Annotated in this window: 9 protein-coding genes; 6 read left to right on the plus strand and 3 right to left on the minus strand. The window is 70.3% G+C overall.

Annotated elements, in window-relative coordinates; translation table 11 throughout:
- Positions 1 to 6 precede the first annotated feature (6 nt).
- The 3 genes from ACGFI9_RS18975 to ACGFI9_RS18985 all read right to left on the minus strand — a co-directional run bounded on the left by ACGFI9_RS18975 (position 7) and on the right by ACGFI9_RS18985 (position 5,245).
- On the minus strand, positions 7 to 1,773 hold the full coding sequence (locus ACGFI9_RS18975; RefSeq protein WP_393179304.1) for a serine/threonine-protein kinase: 1,767 nt from the start codon (positions 1,771 to 1,773) through the stop codon (positions 7 to 9).
- A 76-nt stretch (positions 1,774 to 1,849) separates the two neighbouring features.
- Positions 1,850 to 3,172, minus strand: coding sequence for a glycosyltransferase family 4 protein (locus ACGFI9_RS18980; protein WP_393179306.1), 1,323 nt, complete (start codon positions 3,170 to 3,172; stop codon positions 1,850 to 1,852).
- A 129-nt stretch (positions 3,173 to 3,301) separates the two neighbouring features.
- Complete coding sequence (locus tag ACGFI9_RS18985; RefSeq protein ID WP_393179307.1) at positions 3,302 to 5,245, minus strand: amylo-alpha-1,6-glucosidase; 1,944 nt, start codon at positions 5,243 to 5,245, stop codon at positions 3,302 to 3,304.
- A 42-nt stretch (positions 5,246 to 5,287) separates the two neighbouring features.
- Between ACGFI9_RS18985 and ACGFI9_RS18990 the strand changes: the two genes are divergently transcribed.
- The 6 genes from ACGFI9_RS18990 (at position 5,288) to ACGFI9_RS19015 (ending at position 21,053) form a co-directional block, all read left to right on the plus strand.
- Complete coding sequence (locus ACGFI9_RS18990) at positions 5,288 to 7,990, plus strand: glucosidase (protein ID WP_393179395.1); 2,703 nt, start codon at positions 5,288 to 5,290, stop codon at positions 7,988 to 7,990.
- Between the two features lie 77 nt (positions 7,991 to 8,067).
- On the plus strand, positions 8,068 to 8,766 hold the full coding sequence (locus ACGFI9_RS18995; RefSeq protein ID WP_393179309.1) for an HAD family hydrolase: 699 nt from the start codon (positions 8,068 to 8,070) through the stop codon (positions 8,764 to 8,766).
- A 22-nt stretch (positions 8,767 to 8,788) separates the two neighbouring features.
- On the plus strand, positions 8,789 to 9,580 hold the full coding sequence (locus tag ACGFI9_RS19000) for a DUF4184 family protein (RefSeq protein WP_393179311.1): 792 nt from the start codon (positions 8,789 to 8,791) through the stop codon (positions 9,578 to 9,580).
- 422 nt (positions 9,581 to 10,002) lie between these two features.
- Positions 10,003 to 10,785, plus strand: coding sequence for a L,D-transpeptidase (locus ACGFI9_RS19005; protein ID WP_393179312.1), 783 nt, complete (start codon positions 10,003 to 10,005; stop codon positions 10,783 to 10,785).
- A gap of 116 nt (positions 10,786 to 10,901) precedes the next feature.
- Positions 10,902 to 11,834 (plus strand): rhomboid family intramembrane serine protease, encoded by a 933-nt coding sequence (locus ACGFI9_RS19010; RefSeq protein WP_393179314.1) that lies wholly within the window; start codon positions 10,902 to 10,904, stop codon positions 11,832 to 11,834.
- 159 nt (positions 11,835 to 11,993) lie between these two features.
- Positions 11,994 to 21,053 carry a DNRLRE domain-containing protein gene (locus ACGFI9_RS19015; protein WP_393179316.1) on the plus strand — a complete coding sequence of 3,020 codons (9,060 nt, stop codon included), beginning with the start codon at positions 11,994 to 11,996 and terminating at the stop codon, positions 21,051 to 21,053.
- The last annotated feature ends 227 nt before the right edge of the window (positions 21,054 to 21,280 follow it).

The raw sequence follows: 21,280 nt of genomic DNA on the forward strand, positions 1-21,280 counted from the left end.
GGGCGGTCAACCGGTGGAGCGGGTGGAACGGCCCGGCCGGAAGCTCTGCCGGATCAGGGTGAGCTGCCCGGCGCCGGCCGCCCAGTCGACGTCCGACGTGGTCCAACCGAGCGTCCAGCCGCCGCCGTCCCCGGGCAGCACCCGCAGGGCGTGCATGCGTTCCCCGTACGGCGCGGTCCAGCGGCACTCCCACTCGGCGCCGCCGCCCGCCGCGGCGAGCCGCACCTGCTGGTACCCGGGCAGCCGGCCGCTCGCGGTCAGGTTCCGTTCGGCCGCCCGCAACTGGTCCACCGGGTCCGCGCCGCCCGGGTACGGCTCGACACCGAGGATGCGCCGGTTGACCGGGTCCTGGAAGCAGGTGGTGTCGCCGGAGCGCAGGTAGCGCCAGTCGGCCGGTACGGCGAGGCGGAAACTTCCGGCGTCGCCGTACCAGATCCAGCCGGCCGGCAGCGTGGCGTTCCCGCCGGCGGGCGGCGACCCGGCGGTCACCGGCTCGCCGGCCACGTCGGGCCGGACACAGGGGAACGGTGGCGGCGGTGGCGGGCGACCGTCCGGGGGCGGCCCGGGCCGGGGCTCCCACGGCTCGCCGGGCGGCCCGTGCGGGTCCCCCGCCGCCTCGCCCCCGCGGCCGTCGGTGACCGCCAGGGCGGTGCCGGCCCCGGCGGCCACGGCCAGTGCCAGCGCGCCCGCCGCGAGTCCCCAGCGGCGGGCCAGCGCCCGGCGTCGCCGCCGCGGGTGCCCGGCCTCGTTGTCGCCCGGGTCCGGCAGTCCCGGCGTGGCATTCCCGTCGGGCGGAGCCGCCGCGCCGGCGCGGTGCGCCGCCCGGCTCCACGCCCGCGCGGCGGCGGCCGGCGGTGCCACGTCCGGGTATCCGCCCTCGGGCGGCGGCACGGGGGACGAGCCGGTGCTGTCCCAGCTCGGCACGGCGGCGACCGGACCGGGCAGGGCTCCGGTGCCCGGCCCGCTGGCGGCGAGCGCGAGCAGTCGGGCCGCGTCGTCGTGGTCCAGCCGGTGGCGCGGGTCGCGGCGGAGCAGCCCGGCGAGCACCGGCGCGAGCGGGCCGGCGTGCGGCGCCGGGTCCGGCGGTTGGCTGGCCAGCGCGGTGAGGGTAGCCATCGCCGTGCTGCGCGCGTACGGGGAGCGTCCCTCGACGGCGGCGTGCAGGGTGGCGCCCAGCGACCACAGGTCCGCCTCGACACTGGACACCCCCTCGGCGGCGCGTTCCGGGGCCACGTACTGCGGGGAGCCGAGGACCAGCCCGGGCCGGGTCATCATGCCGTCGCCGCCGTCGAAGACGGCCAACCCGAAGTCGGTGAGCAGCACCCGGCCGTCCCGGGCCAGCAGTACGTTCGCGGGCTTCACGTCCCGGTGCAGCACCCCGGCGTCGTGCGCGGCACGCAGCGCGGCCAGCACCGCCAGCCCGACGCCGGCCGCGCGCCGGGGGTTCAGGGGCCCGTCACCGTCCACGATCTCCTGCAGCGACCGCGACGGGACGTACTCCATGACCAGCCACGGGTCGTCGTCGACCCGGACCACGTCGTAGACCTGGACCACGTTGGGGTGGCTGAGCCGGGCGGCCGTCCGGGCCTCCCGGAGGGTGCGGGCGCGCAGCTCGTCCCGCTCGTGCCCGGCGAGCCAGGCGGGCGGCACCACCTGTTTCACCGCCACCTCGCGGTGCAGCATCTCGTCCCGGGCCCGCCAGACCCGGCCCATGCCCCCGCGTCCGGCGAGGTCGAGCAGGCGGTAACGGCCGGCGATCACTACCTGCTGCACCGTTCTCCTCACCGCGGGTGGTGTCCACCATAGCCAACGGATCGGACGCCACCATCGCCCGTCGGGGTGGCGTGGTTCAGCTCGCGGCCCCGGTCAGCAGATTTCCGTCCGGAATGGCGATGGTTGATCGGCCACCGGCCGGCAGGGCGGCGCGGCGGGCCTGGAAGGTGGCGTGTTCCCGGCGGGCGGCGGCGTAGCTGGCGGCGGTGCGGGCCGCGATGGTGGCCCAGCCGTACCGCTCGGTGACCATGCTGCGGGCCCGGCGGGCCACCCGGCGGGCGAAGACCTCGTCGCCGAGCAGCCGGTCGACCGCGCCGGCGAGGGCGTCCGGGTCGCTGTGCGGGAAGGTCACCCCGGTGACGCCGGGCTCGACGATCTCGGCCAGCCCGCCGGTGCTGGCCACGGCGAGCGGCGCACCGGCGGCGGCGGCCTCCAGGGCGACCATGCCGAACGGCTCGTAGAGGCTGGGGACGACCGTGGCGTCGGTGGCGCCGAGCACCGCCGGAAGCTGGGTGGCGTCCAGGAAGCCGGCCCACCGGACGGTCTCCCCGAGGTGCAGCCGCCGCGCCTGGTCGACCAGCTCCTCCCGGTACGGGCCGTCGCCGGCGATCACCACCCGCAGCCCGGGGTGCCGGTCCCGCAGGTACGGCACGGCGCGCACCAGGTGCTGCACCCCCTTCTCGTAGACCAGCCGCCCCGCGTACCCGACCAGGGGGCCGGCGCCGGCGAACCGGGCCCGGGCGGCGGCGACCGCGCGGGGGCGGGCGTGCCAGGCCCGGTCGTCGACCCCGTTGGGTACCACGTCGATCCGCCCGGTCGGCACGTCGAACAGCCGGGCCACCTGGTCGCGCATGTAGCCCGAGCAGGCGATCACCCGGGCCGAGGCGTTGCTGAGCCAGTGCTCGACGCCGTGGATGGTCCGGTTCATCTCCTCAGGCAGCCAGCCCTGGTGCCGGCCGGCCTCGGTGGCGTGGATCGTCGTGACCAGCGGCCGATCCAGGTGCTCGGCCAGGGTGACCGCGGTGTGCGCGACCAGCCAGTCGTGGGCGTGGATGACGTCGTAGCCGCCGGACTCGGCGGCGCGCAGCGCGGCCCGGGTGAGGGTGTGGTTGAACGCCATGGTCCAGGCGAGCAGGGAGCCGGTGGCGAGGGGGAACCGGACCGGGTCCTCGGCGGCGCGGAGGATCCGCACGCCGTCGGCGTACTCCTCCAGGGGCGCGCCCTCGGCGTGGCGGGTGACGACGGTGACCTCATGGCCGGCGGCGGCCAGGGCGACGGAGAGGGCGTGCACGTGGCGGCCGAGTCCACCGACGAGCACGGGTGGGTACTCCCACGACAGGATCAGCACCCGCTGGTGCCGGACGGGCTGGATGTCGATCACTTCCGCGTCAGCTGACATGCGCCCCCCTTGGAGTTGTGTGTCGCACGCCGCGCGGCGCACCGCGCCGGGTGCGTCGTGGGGTCGCAGCCCATCCTGCCGAGCGGTCGATAACCAGCGGAGACACGCTGGTTGCCGGTCTGTAACGCGCTACCGGCGCGTCCGGATGACGCGCAGCAGTTCGGCCACCGACCAGGCCTGGAACGGGCAGCCGGTGGCGGTGTGCGGAGGCAGCGCGTCGGCCGTCTCGCTCACCGAGCCGAGGCCGAACTCCGTCAGGTGCCCCGCCAGGCCCACCAGCAGGTCGTCGGTCGGCAGCCCGGCCCGGCGGTACGCGTCGACGAACGGCCCGATCAGCCACGGCCACACGGTGCCCTGGTGGTAGCCGGAGTCCCGCTCGGCCGGCCCGCCCCGGTGCCGCCCGACGAAGCCGGGGGAGTCGGGGGCGAGGCTGCGCGGTCCGAGCGGGGTGAACAGCCCCTCGGTGACCTGGCGCAGGGTGGCCTCGTCCGGCTCCAGCGGGGCGTACGGCAGCGACCAGGCGAGCAGTTGGTTGGGGCGGAGCAGGTCGTCGTCGTGGCGCGGCGCGCCGCCGAGCGGGTACGCGGGCGCGGGCGCGTCCACCACGTCGTACAGCCAGCCGACCGGTGCCGGGAAGCGCTCCCGGAACGCGCCGGCCGCCTGCGCGTGCCGCCCCCACAGCGCGGTGGCGTCCCCGCCGACCAGCTCGGTCAGCTCGGCGAGCCCGGCCAGCCCGTTCACCCAGAGCGCGTTGACCTCCACCGGCTTGCCGGTACGCGGGGTCACCGGCACCCCGTACACCCGAGCGTCCATCCAGGTGAGCGCGACGTCGGGCGGGCCGCCCTGGGTGAGCAGCCCGTCGGCCGGGTCGACGGCGATGCCGTACCGGGTGCCGGCGAGGTGCGCCTCCACCACGGCGTGCAGCGCGGGCAGCAGCTCGTCGCCGAGGTCGGTGTCCCCGGTGACGGTGACGTGCCGGCTCACCGCGTGCAGGAACCAGAGCGTGGCGTCGACGGTGTTGTACTCGACCCGGCCGGTGTCGGCGGTGTTCGCCAGCATCCCCTCGGACAGCGTCGCCGCGTACGCCCGCAGCAGGTCCCGGCCCTCGTCGGCGCGGTTGGTGCAGAGGAACAGCCCCTCGTACGAGGTCATGGTGTCCCGGGACCAGGCGCCGAACCACGGGTAGCCGGCGACCACGTCCGGTCCGCGGCCGGTGCGCACCACGAACGCGTCGGCGGCCAGGGCGAGGGTCGCCTCCAGCGCGTCGTCCGGCTCGGCCGCGGCCACCACCGCCCGGTTGCGCCGCCGGGCCGCCTCGACCAGCGCCGTCGCCGGCGGCGGTTCCTCGGTCAGGTCGTCGGCCCAGGCCAGCACCGACACGGTGGCGCCCGGCTCGTCGAGCCCGCCGGAGAACCGACCCGCGTACCAGAGATCCTCGTCCGGGTTGAGGCCGCGCGCCGCCTCCTCCCGGTGGTGCACGCCGAGCCACCACTGCCCCTCGGGCGTCCAGTCCGGGCCGGCCAGCCGGAACGCGCCCTCGACCACGGCCCCGCCGGCCACCGGCTCCAGCCGGGGGGTGGGGCCGTCGGCGCGGCGCTCGCCGTGCGCGTCCCGCCAGGTGCAGGCCGCCGCCAGGTCCAGCCGGACCGGGCCGCCGGAGACCAGCCGGTGCACCACCGCCACGCAGGACCGGCCGTACGCCATGGCGATCTCCCGCTCGATCACCACGTCGCCGATCCGCCACCGCCAGCGCGGCACCCCGTCGGTCAGGTCGAAGCGTTCCAGCAGCTCGAAGCCGCGCGGGTCGACCACCCCGGAGGACCATTCGTGCGCGCCGAGCCGGACCCGCGCGCCGGAGGGGAGGGTCACCGCCGGGTCGAGGCTGACCAGGCCCACGCGGCGGGCGGCGGGGGTGTCCAGGGCCCGCACCAGCAGCCCGTGGTAGCGGCGGGTGCGCAGCCCGGCGACGGTGCCCATGGCGTAGCCGCCCCGGCCATCGGTGAGCAGCCACTCCCTGGTCGAGGAGGCGGACAACTCCCCGCAGACCTGCGGGCCGAACGAAATGTCGATCAACTTTCCTCCACCACCGGCGAGGTGCGACGCCTCACGACGACAATGGCCGCTGTGGTGCAGTATCCCGGCGGCGTCGAAGATGTGCAGGTGATCACAGACCGCCCGACTTCCGCGACCCCCGACCCCGAGCGGCACCGGCTCGCCCAGGCCGACGCCGGGGAGCAGGACTGGCGTGCATGGGGTCCCTATCTGTCCGAGCGGGCGTGGGGGACGGTACGGGAGGACTACAGCGAACACGGCACGGCCTGGGACTACTTCCCCCACGATCACGCGCGGTCCCGAGCCTACCGGTGGAACGATGACGGCATGGCGGGCGTCTGCGACGACCGGCAGACGTTCTGCTTCGCTCTCGCGCTGTGGAACGGGCGCGACCCGATCCTCAAGGAGCGGATGTTCGGCCTCGGCGGCGACGGCGGCAACCACGGGGAGGACGTCAAGGATTACTGGTGGTACGAGGACTCGACGCCCACCCACTCGTGGATGCGCTGGCGGTACCACTACCCGCAGGCCGCCTTCCCGTACGACGAGCTGGTCGCGGTGAACGCGCTGCGCGGGCGGGACGACACCGAGTACGAGCTGGTGGACACCGGGATCTTCGACGACGACAGGTACTGGGCGGTGACCGTCGACTACGCCAAGGCGTCCCCGACCGACCTGTGCATGCTGGTCACGGTCGCCAACCGGGGGGACCGGGACGAGACCCTGCACGTGCTGCCCACGCTCTGGTTCCGCAACACCTGGGCGTGGGGGCTGCCCGGCGGGGACCGGGTGCCGAAGCTGGTCGGCGAGGGCTCCCGGCTGGTCGGCGAGCACTGGGTGCTCGGCCAGCTCCTGCTGGAGGGCGACGGGGAGCCCACCCCGCTGCTGTGCGACAACGACACCAACGCCGAGCGGCTCTGGGGGCTGCCCGGGCGGTCCCCGTACCCGAAGGACGGCATCAACGACCATGTGGTGGCCGGCGCGGACACGGTCAACCCGGACCGGGAGGGCACCAAGGGCGCGCTGCACTACGTGCTGAACGTTCCGGCGGGCGGCCAGCGGCAGATCCGGCTGCGGCTGACCCGTACCGGCCCGCCCCCGGCGAGCACCCCGCCGCCCCCGGCCGACCTGGGCGACGACTTCGACGCCGTGCTGTGGGCGCGGCGCGCCGAGGCCAACCGCTTCTTCGCCAGCGTCATCCCGGCCGCCGCCACCGCCGACGAGGCGCTGGTCGCCCGGCAGGCCATCGCCGGGCTGATGTGGGGCAAGCAGTTCTACCACTTCGACGTCAAGCGGTGGCTGGAGGGCGATCCGGGCTCCGCGCCGCCGCCGGCCGGGCGCCGGCACGGGCGCAACAGCCACTGGTGGCACATGACCAGCTTCGACGTGATCTCCATGCCCGACCCGTGGGAGTACCCCTGGTACGCGGCCTGGGACCTGGCCTTCCACTGCGTCAGCATCGCCCGGGTCGACCCGGGCTTCGCCAAGGAGCAGTTGCTGCTCCTGCTGCGCGAGTGGTACCTGCACCCCAACGGGCAGATCCCCGCGTACGAGTGGGCGTTCGGCGACGTCAACCCGCCGGTGCACGCCTGGGCGGCGCTGAAGGTGTTCGAGATCGACGGCTCCCGGGACCACGAGTTCCTCGCCCGGGTGATGCACAAGCTGCTGCTGAACTTCACCTGGTGGGTGAACCGCAAGGACACCGGCGGCAACAACGTCTTCGAGGGGGGCTTCCTGGGGCTGGACAACGTCGGCCCGTTCGACCGCTCGGCCGCGCTGCCGGTCGCCGGGGTGCTGGAGCAGTCCGACGGCACCGGCTGGATGGCCATGTACGCGCTCAACCTGCTGGACATGGCCATCGTGCTGGCCGAGCACGACCGGGCGTACGTGGACACCGCCACCAAGTTCTTCGAGCACTTCGCGTACATCGCCGCCGCCGCGTACGACCAGGGGCTCTGGGACGCCGAGGACGCCTTCTTCTACGACGTGCTGCGGCTGGCCGACGGCACCCAGGTGCCGCTGAAGGTCCGCTCGGTGGTCGGGCTGCTGCCGCTCGCGGCGGTCACCCGGTTGACCGCGCGGACCCTGCACCGGCTGCCCGAGCTGGGCGCCCGGCTGCGCTGGTTCCTCACCAACCGCCCGGAGTACGCCGACGTGATCGGCGCGCGCCGGATCGGCCCGGACGGCCGGCAGCAGCGGCTGCTGTCCATGGTCGGCCCGGAGCAGGTGGTGCGGCTGCTGGCCCGGATGCTGGACACCGACGAGTTCCTCTCCGAGTACGGCCTGCGGACGCTCTCCCGGGCCCACCTCGACAAGCCGTTCACGGTGACCCTCGGCGGGCAGGAGTTCAGCGTCGGGTACGAGCCGGCCGAGTCGACCAGTGGCCTGTTCGGTGGGAACTCCAACTGGCGCGGCCCGATCTGGATGCCCACCAACTTTCTGCTGATCAGCGCCCTGCGCGACTACGCCGCCTTCTTCGGCGACGACCTGCAGGTGGAGTACCCGACCCGCTCCGGGGTGAAGAAGACCCTGGACCAGATCGCCGACGACCTCTCCGCCCGGCTGATCTCGCTGTTCACCCGGGACGGCTGGGGCCGGCGGCCGATCTACGGGGCGGCCCAGCTGTTCCAGACCCACCCGGACTGGCGGGACCTGCTCTGCTTCCCCGAGTACTTCCACGGAGACAACGGCGCCGGGCTGGGGGCGTGGCACCAGACCGGCTGGACCGCCCTGGTCGCCGACCTCATCCTGACGCTGCGCCGCTGAGCAGGGCGGAAACCGGGATGTCCCGGCCCGCCCGGGCGCAGTAGCGTGTCCCGGTCCACCAACGGGAGGGGTAAGCGATGCCACAGCGCCGGGAGGCGGCGGTGCTCGTCTTCGACGCCGACGACACGCTCTGGGAGAACAACGTCCTCTTCGAGCGGGTGATCGACGACTTCCTCGCCTGGCTGGACCATCCGACGCTGGACCGCACCGAGATCCGGACGGTCCTCGACGACATCGAGCGGGCCAACGCGGTGGCACACGGCTACGGCAGCAAGGTCTTCCTGCGCAGCCTCGGCGAGTGCCTGGCGAAGCTGCGGGAGCGGCCGGCGACCCCGCGGGAGCTCGCCGAGATCGAGGAGTTGGCGGCGGCGCTGATCGGTCACCAGGTCGAGCTGATGCCCGGGGTCGCGGAGACCCTGGACGACCTGGCCACCCGGCACCGGCTGCTGCTGCTCACCAAGGGCGACCAGGAGGAGCAGCAGCGCAAGCTCGACGCCTGCGGGCTGCTGCACCACTTCGCTGCCGCGCACATCGTGCGGGAGAAGGACGTGGACACCTACCGCTGGCTGGCCCGCGAGCACGCCTTCGACCCGGCCGCCGCGTGGATGATCGGCAACTCCCCGCGCTCGGACATCCGGCCCGCTCGGGCCGCCGGCATGAACGCGGTCTTCATCCCGAACGAGAACACCTGGGTGCTGGAGGACGACGAACTCGACCCCGGTGATCCGGGGGTGATCCGGTTGGCCGCCTTTCCCGACCTGACCCGACACTTCTGACCGCGCCGGTAGGGTCCGGAATGTGCCGTTGACCTTCCCTTCGCACCTGGCGCCGGTGCTGCCGCTGAAGCTGTGGCGGCCCCGCTGGTTCGACGGGGTGGCGCTGGCCACCGGCGCGGTGGCGCCGGACGTCGGCTACCTGTTCACCGGCACCGCGTGGAGCCTGGGCGCGCGTACCCACACCCTCGGCGGCCTGCTCTGGTGGTGCCTGCCGGTCGCGCTCGCGTACGCCTGGATCGTCCGCCGGGTGATCGCCGGGGTCGCCGTGCACCTGCCGGGTGAGCGGCTCCTCGGCTGGCGGGATCACGCCGCGCTGGGCGGCGTGCGGCATCCCGCCCGGGTCACCGTCTCGTCGGCGCTGCTCGGCGCGGTCAGTCACGTCGCGTGGGACCGGATCACCCACACCGACCGGTGGCCGCGGCTGCTGGGCATCGCGGACTTCCACGCGGCGACGGGCTGGTACTGGTGGCAGGTCGCGGACGTGATCGGCTCGCTGGGTGGCGGCGTCGTCGTGGGTGCCCTGGCCGTCCGGGCCGCCCGCCGTCGTGAGATCTTCGACGGGGTACGCCCGCCCGCGCCGCCGGCCCGCCCCGCCGCCTTCTGGTCGGTGGCGCTGGCGGTCAGCGCGCTGGGCGGCCTGCTGCTGCCCGCCCTTCCGGCCGCCACGGTGCCGGCGCCCGCCGGCGTACGGCTGCTGCACCTGGCGGCCCTCGCGATGATCGCGGGTGCGGCGGCGGCGGGCGGCCTCCGGCCGGTCCGATCGGAGGTCGGGCGGACCGATCGCCTCGAGAACAAACAGCGCCAGGCTGGCTGACCTTGTTACGCCGACATGCCGCATTTCAACGTTGGTATCAATCACATTCTCCCGGCGCGGCAAGTGCTTGTTCGACCTGCGCGAAGCTGCCTAACCTGAGCCCGCGTCCACGGCTCTTCGGGGTGAGTCGGGGACGCACCGAAGTCCGGTAGTTGGGCACCGTGGAGCTGAGTGCAGGCGGGCCGGCTCGCCGTGTTGAGCCCGGCGTGGGCGGCGTGCCACGCCCGCCGCGCTCGCAACGGCGAATACCGCTACCACACCGGACGGCTGGGGGTCAGGACCGGGGAGTTGCGGACCCGGTCCTGACCCGTCCGGCGTTCATCCCCTCCACCGCCAGCCGGGCGCGCGCCTTCGCCAGATACCGCGAAAATTCCTCCCTTAGGGGACAGTGGAGGAAGGCGCGAAGTGCGAGGATCCTCCAAATGAAGCGGAGATCTCTGATTCTCGGTGCGGCGGCCGGCGTCGCGGCTCCCGTCATCGCCTCCGGTGCGACGCCCGCGGCGGCCACGACCCGGGACGCCACGGCCACCAGCGGCACCCTCGGCGGGGCGTACACGAAGCCCGGTTACTTCCCGTCCCCGAGCAACAAGGCCGCCAACCTGAAGACCCTGCCGCCGAGCACCCAGCAGGTCATCGTCGTGACCGGGAACGGTTACAGCACCACCTACGCCACCCTGGAGACGTACGCGAAGAAGCGCGGTCGGTGGACGGCGGTCTCGGCGCCGCTGCCCGCCCGGATCGGCAAGAACGGCTTCAGCGACAACCACGTCGAGGGCGTCCCCACCACGCCGACCGGCGTCTACTCCATCGGCCCGACGATGTACGGCATCGCCGCGAACCCGGGCGTCCGGTACCCCTACCACCAGGTGGTCGTCAACGACTGGTGGAACGAGGACTCGACCTCGCCCTACTACAACACCTTCCAGCACACCACCGCGACCCTCGCCCCTCCCAGTGAGAAGCTCTGGACGGAGACGACCGCCTACAAGCACTTCGCCGTGATCACCTACAACATGCCGCCGAACGTCGCCAAGCCGGAGCCGTACGCGGGCAGCGGGATCTTCCTGCACGAGTCCACCGGAGGCCCCACCGCCGGCTGTGTGAGCCTGTCGCACGACCACCTGGTCGGCGTGCTCAAGTGGCTCAAGCCCGAGGCCGACCCGCGCATCGTGATGTGCCCGGTGCAGAACCTCAGCCGTTACTGACCCGATCGATCCATGGACGGCTACGCTGACCGTCCACCACAGAGCGCCCCCGGCCGCCTCCCGGCCGGGGGCCCTACTGGCACTCAGCCGACGAGCGACCCGGGGACCGCCTGCCCATGGACACCATCAGCACCGGCCAGCCCTCCGACGAGGAGGCCGCCACCACCTGCTACCGGCACCCGAAGCGGGAGACGCTGCTGCGGTGCACCCGCTGCGACCGCCACATCTGCCCGGACTGCATGCGCGAGGCGCCCGTGGGGCACCGCTGCCCGGACTGCGTACGCGAGGACAACCGGACGGTCCGCCAGGCCCGGACCGTGTTCGGTGGGCGGGTGACCACCCGGCCGACGGTGACCTACGTGCTGATCGCGCTCACCGTGCTGGCCTACCTGGTCGAACTGGCCCGTCCGGCGCTCCTGGACCAGTTCGACAGCCTGGGCACCGGGCTGGTCGACGACGCCGGCCAACGGTACGTCGACGACGGCGGCCCGTACGAGGGGCTCCAGCCGATCGGCATCGCGCACGGCGAGTGGTACCGGCTGATCACCCCGGCCTTCCTGCACTCGCTGCCCACCCAGGGCGTCCTCGGCATCCTGCACATCGTCTTCAACCTGTACTGGCTCTGGGTGCTCGGCCGGGTCGTCGAGGAGCGGCTCGGCGGGGCCCGTTTCCTCGCCGTCTACCTGCTCTCCGCGGTCGGCGGGACGGTGCTGGGCTTCCTCGTCGACCCGCACCAGCCGGCGATCGGCGCCTCCGGCGCGGTGTACGGGCTGGCCGGCTGCTATTTCGTCCTCACCCGACGCCTGCACCACCATCCGATCGACCCCAACCGGCTGATCATCCCGTTCCTGATCTGGATGGTGTTCTCCGCCGGCTGGACCTCGTGGGAGGGGCATCTGGGTGGCCTGCTGGTCGGCGGGGCCGCCGCCGTCGGCCTGGCGTACGCGCCCGCGAAGCGCCGGGTCGCCGTGCAGACGGCGGTGCTCGTCGGGCTGGCGGTGCTGCTGCTCGCCCTCGTCGTGGTGAAGTCGCTCGACCTCACCGGCTGAGCCCGAGCGGGGCCCGGCGATGCTGGGAAGTAGCTGAGAGATAGCCCCGCGTGTATCGGTCGTTTCTACCCTTCACCCGTCCTGTCACCAGAGTTGACCGGAGGGTAACGGGTGAGAAGACCATCACGAGGTCCCCTGATCGGGGGGCTGGCGTTGGCCGTGGCGGCCACGCTGGGCGGGGTCGCGGTCCTACCGGACCGCGATCCCGCCGGAACCGGGCAGACCGCGGAGAGCGCGAAGGACGGCGGCGGGCTGATCGACCGCCTCGGTGACGCGGCCCGCGGTCTGGTCGCCGGGGGCGGCCACCGGGCCAAGGCCGAGGCGGTCAGTGCCGGGCTGTTCCGGGAGGAGAAGCCCCTCGCGGGTCGCAAGTGGCCGGCGCAGAAGCGGGTCAAGGAGTTGACCGGCAAGCGCACCGAGAACAGCAAGGTCTACCAGCTGTCGGACGGGCGGTTGCAGGCGGAGATCTCCGCGGTGCCGCTGCACTACCAGGACGATGACGGCCGGTTCCAGCCGATCGACACCACCGTGCGTCCGGTCAACGAGCGCGGGTACGTGCAGGGCAACCGGACCAACACCTACACCAGCCTGTTCGGCGACAGCTCCGATGACCTCGTCCGGTTCGAGCGGGACGGCCGCAGCATCGAGCTGGGCCTGGCGGGGGCGTCGAAGGCGGTCACGCCGAGGGTGTCCGGCTCGACGGTGACCTACCCGGGTGTGGCCGGCGGCGCGGACGTCGTGTACGACGTGACCAGCACGGCGCTGAAGGAGAAGATCGTCCTGCGCCAGGCGCCGGCCGGGCCGGTGTCGTACACCTTCACCCTCGACACGGCGGGCCTAACCGCGCAGCAGCGCGAGGACGGCTCGATCGCGTTCCTCGGCCGGGACGGCGGCGCGCCGGTGTTCGTGATGCCCGCGCCGTTCATGTACGACAGCAAGGACGACAAGTCGTCGCCGCACGGCAAGGTGTGGAGCGACAAGGTCACCCAGAAGGTCACCCAGTCCGGCGGCACCTCGACCGTCACCATCACCGCCGACGCGGGCTGGCTGGCCGACCAGGCCCGGGTCTACCCGGTGGTGATCGACCCGACGATCAAGCTGCAGCCGGTGCCGACCGACGCGCAGGACGTGCAGATCTACTCCGGCGCCACCACCACCAACTACAACGACACCTACCAGTTGAAGGTGGGCACGGACGCGTCCAACGCGTACCGGACGCTGGTCAAGTTCGACGTCAGCGCGATCCCGCAGAACACGCCGATCGACGACGCCCAGCTGCAGATGTACTACTCGCAGACCCACTACGCGTGGGGCTTCGACGTGGCGATGGAGGCCCGGCGAATCACCCAGCCGTGGAGCGAGAGCACCGCGACCTGGGCGAACATGAACGCCAACATGGCCGCCCAGCCGGCCGGCAACATGGTCACCAAGGACGACGGCGACTCCGGCACCTCAGTGGTCGGCACCTGGTCGTACTCGACCAACACCGCGCTGACGCCGCTGGCGATCAACGGTGACTACCGCTACAACAACGACACCACGACCGGGCACACCCACACCTGGGTGCCGACCATCACCGAGTCCGGTGACTACCAGGTCGAGGTGCACTACGTCTCCGAGGCCGACCGGCCGACGAACGCGCCGTACACGGTCTACTACAACGGCGGGTCGAAGACCTACACCGTCGACCAGACCGGCAGCGGGCTCGGCGAGTGGAAGACCCTGGGCGTGCACCCGTTCGTGGCCGGCACCACCGGCAAGGTGGTCCTCGGTGACGTCTCCGGCAAGTCGGTGATCGCCGACGCGGTGCGGTTCACCAAGTGGGGCGCGACCACCAAGAAGGCCGCCATCTCCAACGTCTGGAGCTCGTTCCCGGTCCGCAATGTGGTGCAGGACTGGGTCAACAAGACCTACGACAACAACGGCTTCATGGTGAAGGCGGTCGACGAGGGCACGAAGGGCCGCGGCGGCCCGATCTTCGAGGCCTCCGAGTTCGCCTACAACAACGCCCGCCGCGACTACAACCTGCCCAAGCTGGTGGTCACCTACGGGCGGCCGGGTGTGGCGGTCAACCCGCCGACCACCCTCACGTCCACCGGTGCCGTGCTGGACTGGCCGGCCTACGTGGACCCGTCGACGAGCACGGCGGACGACGCGGTCGAGTACCAGGTCCACCGCAGCATCTACCAGAACTTCACCCCGTCCGCGGCGACCCTGATCGCGCCGGTGTCGACCAGCACCCGCACGTACCAGGACACCACGGCGATCCCGACGGCGGCCGACAACACCGACCCGCTGGCGCGGAAGTTCTACTACTACATGGTCGCGGTGAAGACCCGCGACGGACAGCTCATCGCCGGTCCCACCCAGTCGGCGATCCTGCCCAAGGCGGGTCAGATCACCCGGATCTACCGCACCGGCACCACGGACACCACGCTCTCCCAGACCCGCTCGACGGAGAACGTGGACGTCTACGACGGTGACCCGTACGTCAGCCCGGGCAACAACTCGTCCTACTACGGCGACACCCGCGGCCTGGTGAAGTTCCCGACCCTGACCGGCATCCCCACGGACGCGAAGGTCGTCGACGCCGATCTGCGGATGTACAACACGTCCCTCTACCCGGGCACGGACACCGACGAGTATGTCGACGTCTACAAGCTCACCAGGGGCTTCACCGAGACGAAGGCAACGTGGGCCAGCTACGACGGCGTCAATCCGTGGCTCACCGCCGGTGGTGACTACGACACGTCGTGGAAGGCGAGCAACAACGGGTTCACCAACGACCCGGAGTGGGCCTCCTGGGACGTGACCCCGGCGGTGGACGGCTGGGTCAAGGACCCGGCGAAGAACTTCGGTCTGCTGCTGCGCCAGCGGGACGAGACCAACCAGACCGCGCGGGCGATGCTGCTGTCGTCCGAGGCGCAGGAGCCGCTGCTGCGGCCCACGCTGGAGGTCACCTACCTGGAGCAGACCGCGGAGTCGACGTACTACGCGGCCTCGACCCCGGCCCTGGCCACCGCGAACTCGACGTACACGGTCCCGGTGACCCTGTCGAACCCGACCCTGGCGGCGTGGAACCCGACCGACTGGGAGCTGGCGTACGACTGGAAGCGGGCCGACGGTGTCACCGACGGCGCGGACGCCAGCTACGAGCTGAAGACCCCGTTGCCCGCCACCATCCCGGCCGGCGGAACGGTCGACGTCAATGCGCAGGTGAAGACCCCGCCGTCCTCGGTCGAGGGCAACAAGCGCACCGACTACGTCCTGCAGTGGGATCTGCGGAACAAGCTGACCGGCAAAAAGCTTTCGGAGACCACCGCGATCCAGCCGCTGCCGCAGAACGTGGCGGTGGAGGAGCCGACCTCCGACCAGCTCGGCCTGGAGAAGTTCTACTCGTACGCGGGCAAGAACACCGGCGCCGGCGGCACCCTGATGAACAACCTGTACTCCGGCAACACCGTCTGGTCGTACAACGCGATCAGCAACCCGTCGCGCGGCCTGTCGACGTTCGTGCGGCTGGCGTACAACTCGCTGGACACCACCGACACTGTGGCCGGGTACGGCTGGTCGCTGCAGGCGTCGTCGATGATGCGCCTCGGTGCCCCGCTGGACTTCCACCCGAACCCGAACCCCACCAAGGTCACCCTGACCGACGGTGACGGCACCAGCCACTGGTTCACCTGGGACGCCACCGCGAACGAGTGGAAGAGCCCGAAGGGCGTGCACCTCTACCTGCAGAAGTACAGCAGCGTGGACTGCAAGCCCAACACCGAGGAGCCGAAGGCCTGGGTGCTCACCCGGCCCGACCGGACGCAGTTCTTCTACGACTGCGAAGGCTTCCTGTCGAGCATCGTCGACAACAACGGCAACGAGATGCTCTTCACCTACGAGGAGCGCAAGTCCAACAACAAGCCGACGAAGTTCCTCAAGTACCTCACTGACCCGACGGGTCGGATCACCCTGACCATCGACTACTACGCCAAGGGTCAGACGTACGACTACATCGACGACACCACCTGGAACCGGGTGTCCGGCGCGACGAACCTGACCAACCCGAAGATCATCGACCACATCTCGCAGATCACCGACATCTCGGGACGCAAGCTCACCTTCACCTACACCGACAAGGGTCTGCTAGGCGAGCTGGTCGACGGCTACGGGTCCACCAACGGGGCGCCGAAGACGTTCAAGTTCGCCTACGACATGACCCAGGGCAACAAGAACGTCAAGCTGGTCAAGGTCACCGACCCGCGGGGCAACCCGACCAGCCTGGTCTACAACTACCCGCAGACCGGCGACGACCCGCAGTTCCACTGGACCACCAAGTCCTACACCGACCGGCTCGGCTACCTGACCCAGTTCGGCTACGTCGACCCGGACGGCCCGCAGGGCAACAACATCAACGCCACGGTCACCGACGCCGAGAACCACGCCACCCAGTACCTGCTGGACGGCTACGGCCGGGCGTACCAGTTCACCAACGCGAAGAACGAGGTCACCAAGACCGGCTGGGACGACGACCACAACGTGATCCGGCTGGAGGAGGCCAACGGCGCCGTCTCCACCTGGGCGTTCGACCCGAAGACCGGCTACCCGACCGAGACCAAGGACGCGGAGGCGGTCAAGAACGGCTGGCCGGGGACGGTGCTGACCTACCAGCGCTCGCTCAACGGCTACGTGGCCGAGATGATCAGCAAGACCAGCCCGGAGGGGCGGAAGTGGACCTTCACCTACACCGGTGAGGGCGACGTCGCGACCGTCACCGACCCGGTCGGCAACACCACGGCGACCGCCGGCGACTACACGAGCACCAACACCTACGACGAGTGGGGCCAGCTCACCGCCGCCAAGGACGCCAACGGCAACACCACCAAGTACGACCTGTTCCACCCCAGCGGTTACCCGACGCTCATCACCGACGCGGGCAACGGCACGTCGACGTTCACCTACGACGACCGGGGCAACGTCACCGAGGTCAAGAACGGCAAGAACGCCAAGGTGACCCAGGCGTACGACACCTTCGGGCGACCCACCACCAAGGTGGAACCGATGGACGCGGCCAACAACCGCTACATCACCACCAAGGCCCCGGTGTACGACCTGAACGACAACATCACCACGGCGTACGCGGCCAACGGTGCGGCGTCGACCTCCGTCTACGACAAGGCGGACCAGGTCATCGAGACGCTCGCCCCGAAGGACGAGGCGACCGACCCGGAGCGCAAGACCACCACGACGTACGACAAGGTCGGCAACGTCCTCACCGTCACCGAGCCGCAGGGCAACCTGACCTCGACGGTGGGCGACTACACGACGACCACCAAGTACGACGCGATCTACCAGCCGATCGAGGTCACCAACGGCCTCGGCCAGAAGGTGGTCTCCGAGTACGACAACGTCGGCAACGTCACGGTCCTGTACGACGCGAAGAAGACCGCCAGCGCGGCGGACGACTTCACCACGAAGTACGAGTACGACCTGAACCACCGGGTCGTGAAGACCACCGACGCGATCGGCAAGTTCACCACCGCCCGGTACGACAAGGACGGCCTGACCCTCGGCACCACCGACGCCGAGGGCAACGAGTCGCTGGCGACCTACGACGCCCGCGGCGCCCTGGTCGAGTCGAAGGTGCCGTACGACAAGGACGGCGCCGGCACCATCACCTACCGCACCACCAGGTACGAGTACGACCAGGTCGGCAACCAGACCAAGCTGATCACCCCGCGCGGGGTGGACACCACCGACGACGCCGACGACTTCTCCGTGGTGACCGTCTACGACGCGCTCAACCGCAAGAAGGAGGAGTGGTCGTCCTACGACAAGGACGACAGCCGGTACAACACGCCGGACAAGACCTTCTACACCTACGACGAGGTCGGCAACCTGGCCCAGGTCAGCGCGCCCCCGTCGGACGGGCAGACGGTCCGCAACATCACCAAGTACGACTACTACGACAACGGCTGGACGAAGACGTCCACCGACCCGTGGGACATCGTCAACTCGTTCGACTACAACGAGCTGGGCCAGCAGACCAGGAACACGCTGACCTCGGCCGGCGGGTCGGTCACCCGGACGATGACCTGGGACTACTACCCGTCGGGTAACGAGAAGGGCCGCTCGGAGGACGGCGTACCGGTCGGCAAGGACGTGGTCCTGGTCGACAACTCCGACTCCAACAACACCGCCACCCAGGGCACCTGGAGCAGCGGCGCGGCCACCGGGCAGTGGGGCTACGACGTCTCCACCGCCCCGGCCGGCAGCGGGTCGGCGCAGTTCAACTGGCAGCTCACCATCCCGCGCGACGGCACGTACGAGGTGTTCGTCCGGCACCCGCAGGTCAGCGGCGCCGCGACGGACGCGAAGTTCACCATCACCTACGACGGCGGCAGCGTCACCAAGACGGTGAACCAGACGCAGAACACCGGCGCCTGGATCAGCCTGGGCAGCTACTCCTTCAAGGAGGACGGCGTCCAGAAGATCACCCTCACCGACCAGGCGACGGGCAAGGTGCTCGCCGACGCGGTCAAGCTGGTGCGGGACAACTCCGCCGACGTCGACAACGAGAAGAAGGAGTTCACCTACCGGTACAACCCGAACGGGATGATGGTCGAGGTCAAGGACCTCAGCCCGGGCGCGAAGATCAGCCGGTACGACATCGCCTACGACCAGCTCAACCAGATCTCCACGGTCAAGGAGTTCGTCGGGCTCTCCGACACGACCCCGAAGAACACCACGGCCCTGACCTACGACGACAACGGCAACCCGCTCACCTCGACCCACGACCTCACCTGGTCGAAGATCGAGTACGACGAGCGGGACATGGTCGCCAAGGTGACCAACGCCGACTCGCCGACGGCCGGTAACCAGCAGATCTCGACGTTCACGTACACCGCCCGCGGGCAGATGCTCAAGCAGACCAAGCCCAACGGCAACACCGTGGACTTCGAGTACTACCTCGACGGCGCCACCAAGCACCAGCTGGAGAAGACCTCCGGCGGCACCACCGTCGCGGAGCACAACCTGCAGTACCAGTCCAACGGGCACCCGTCGCGGGACGTGCTCAAGCTGATGAACGCCGACAACTCGTCGGACTACATCGACAACACGTACGTCTTCAGCTACGACCCGCAGGACCGGATCGCCAAGCTGGACAAGACCGGTGACAGCACCTCGACGGAGACCTACACCTACGACGCCAACGGCAACACGGTGTCGCAGACCGTCGAGGGGACGACCAGCACCAGCAAGTACGACCGGAACCGGCTGCACTCCACCACCACGGCGGGTGTGACGTCGACGTACAACTACGACCCGCTCGGACGCCTCGACACGGTGTCGGTCGGTGGCCAGCGGGCGCAGAAGTACTACTACGACGGTTTCGACCGGACGGCGAAGACGGTCGCGGGCATCGGCTCGACCGCGAAGACGACCACCTACGTGTACGACCCGTTCGACCGGACGGTGTCGCAGACGACGGCGTCGAAGACGACGATCTTCACCTACCTGGGGATGGACAACCAGGTGCTGCGGGAGGAGGTCGCCGGTAAGGCGGAGAAGTCGTACCAGTACGCGCCGTGGGGTCAGCAGCTGACCCAGATCAAGCACAAGGACGACGGCAGCCGGGAGTACTCGCAGTTCATCTACCGGCCGCGTGGTGACGTCGTCGGGATCACGAAGGAGGACGGCAAGACCCGGGCGACGTACGGCTACACGGCGTACGGCAAGGATGACGAGTCGCAGTTCACGGGTGTGGACAAGCCGGGTTCGACGCCGGAGGGTGAGGAGCCGTACAACGCGTTCCGGTTCAACGCTTCCCGGTGGGATGCCAACTCGGGCACCTATGACATGGGGTTCCGTAACTACGATCCGGGGTTGAACCGGTTCCTGACGCGGGATGCCTACGGCGGCGCGATGGCGGACATGTCGCTGGCGATGGATGCGTTCACGGGTAACCGGTACGCGTTCGCCGGTGGGAACCCGATCAGCTTCGTGGAGCTGGACGGGCACCTGTTCGGGATGTCGTGGTCGGACATCGGCCACGCCGCCCTGGACGTGGCCGGGATGGTGCCGGTGATCGGTGAGGTCGCCGACGTCGCGAATGGCATCTGGTACGCGGCCGAGGGCAACTACGTCGACGCGGCGATGTCCCTGGCCTCGGCGATTCCGTTGGCGGGTAACGCGGTGGCCGCGGCGAAGCTGGCCAAGACGGGTAAGAAGATCGCCGACGGCATCGACACCGCCCGCGACATCGAAAAGGCGGCCGAGAACGCCAAGAGCATCGAGAAGGGCGTGGAAGGCGCCACCGACGTGAACAAGGCGGCGCCGACCAACACGCCAACCACCAAGGTCGACGAGCCAACGGCCCCGAAGCAGAACGGTCCCAGTTGTAAGACCAACAGCTTCGTGCCGGGCACCAGGGTGCTGATGGCTGACGGTTCCACCAAGGCCATCGAGGATCTGCAGCTCGGTGACCAGGTCCACGCCACGGATGTGGAATCGGGCGACGGCCAGGGCCGTACGGTTACCAATGTCCGTAGCCACGCCGGCGTCAAGAAGCTGATCACCTTCACCGTCGACGTGGACGGTAAGGACGGCTCGAAGACCGCGAGCATCACCTCCACTGATGCTCACCTGGTCTGGCTGCCGGACGTCGGGATGTGGGCCAAGGCCGAGCAGCTCAAGCCCGGCATGTGGCTGCAGACCGCGGCGGGCACCTGGGTACAGGTCACCGCGGTCAAGCGCACCACGCACCAGGAACGGGTCCACAACCTCACCGTCAACGGCGTCCACACCTACTACGTTCTTGCCGGAAGCACCCCGGTACTCGTTCACAACTGCGGCGACGACCTCAAGTACGTGACGTACACGAAGACGCATCCAGAGACTGGAGCCGTCTACACGGGTCGGACGAGCGGTTACGGCGATCCTGAAGCAATCGTCCGGGCCCGCGACGCGGGTCACCACATGAACAAGGAGGGCTTCGGGCCCGCAGTCTTGGATAAGTACCTCTACGCAAACAAGCCGCGCAGCCAGCGCCACAGCGATATGGCGTACCAGGCGATTCGCGGCAGAGAGCAAAACCTGATCGATTACCACGGCGGGGCTCAAAGTGCCGGAGGTACTTCTGGAAATGCTATCCGTGGAATCAGTGAAGATGAGCCGCTCCGAGGAAGATACATGCATGCGGCCAGACGCATCTTCGGGTTGCTCTGATAGCGGAAATTTCCTGCCTGCCTGATAGGCAGTTGTAGCTTGAACAATGAGCGGAGGTCCGCGCCAGCTCCTGGCGCGGGCCTTCGTTTCATGTCCGACTCCGGCCGGCCCGGCACGCGGCAGCCGCATCAGAGGGTCTGGGATTCCCAGCCCGTCAATCAAAGTTCCGGACAAGTCGCTCCGCGTCCTAGGGGTAGAGAAACTCCCATGATCAGGCCCTACAAGGT

The organism is Micromonospora sp. NPDC048930 (assembly GCF_043197935.1).
Taxonomy (GTDB): Bacteria; Actinomycetota; Actinomycetes; order Mycobacteriales; family Micromonosporaceae; genus Micromonospora.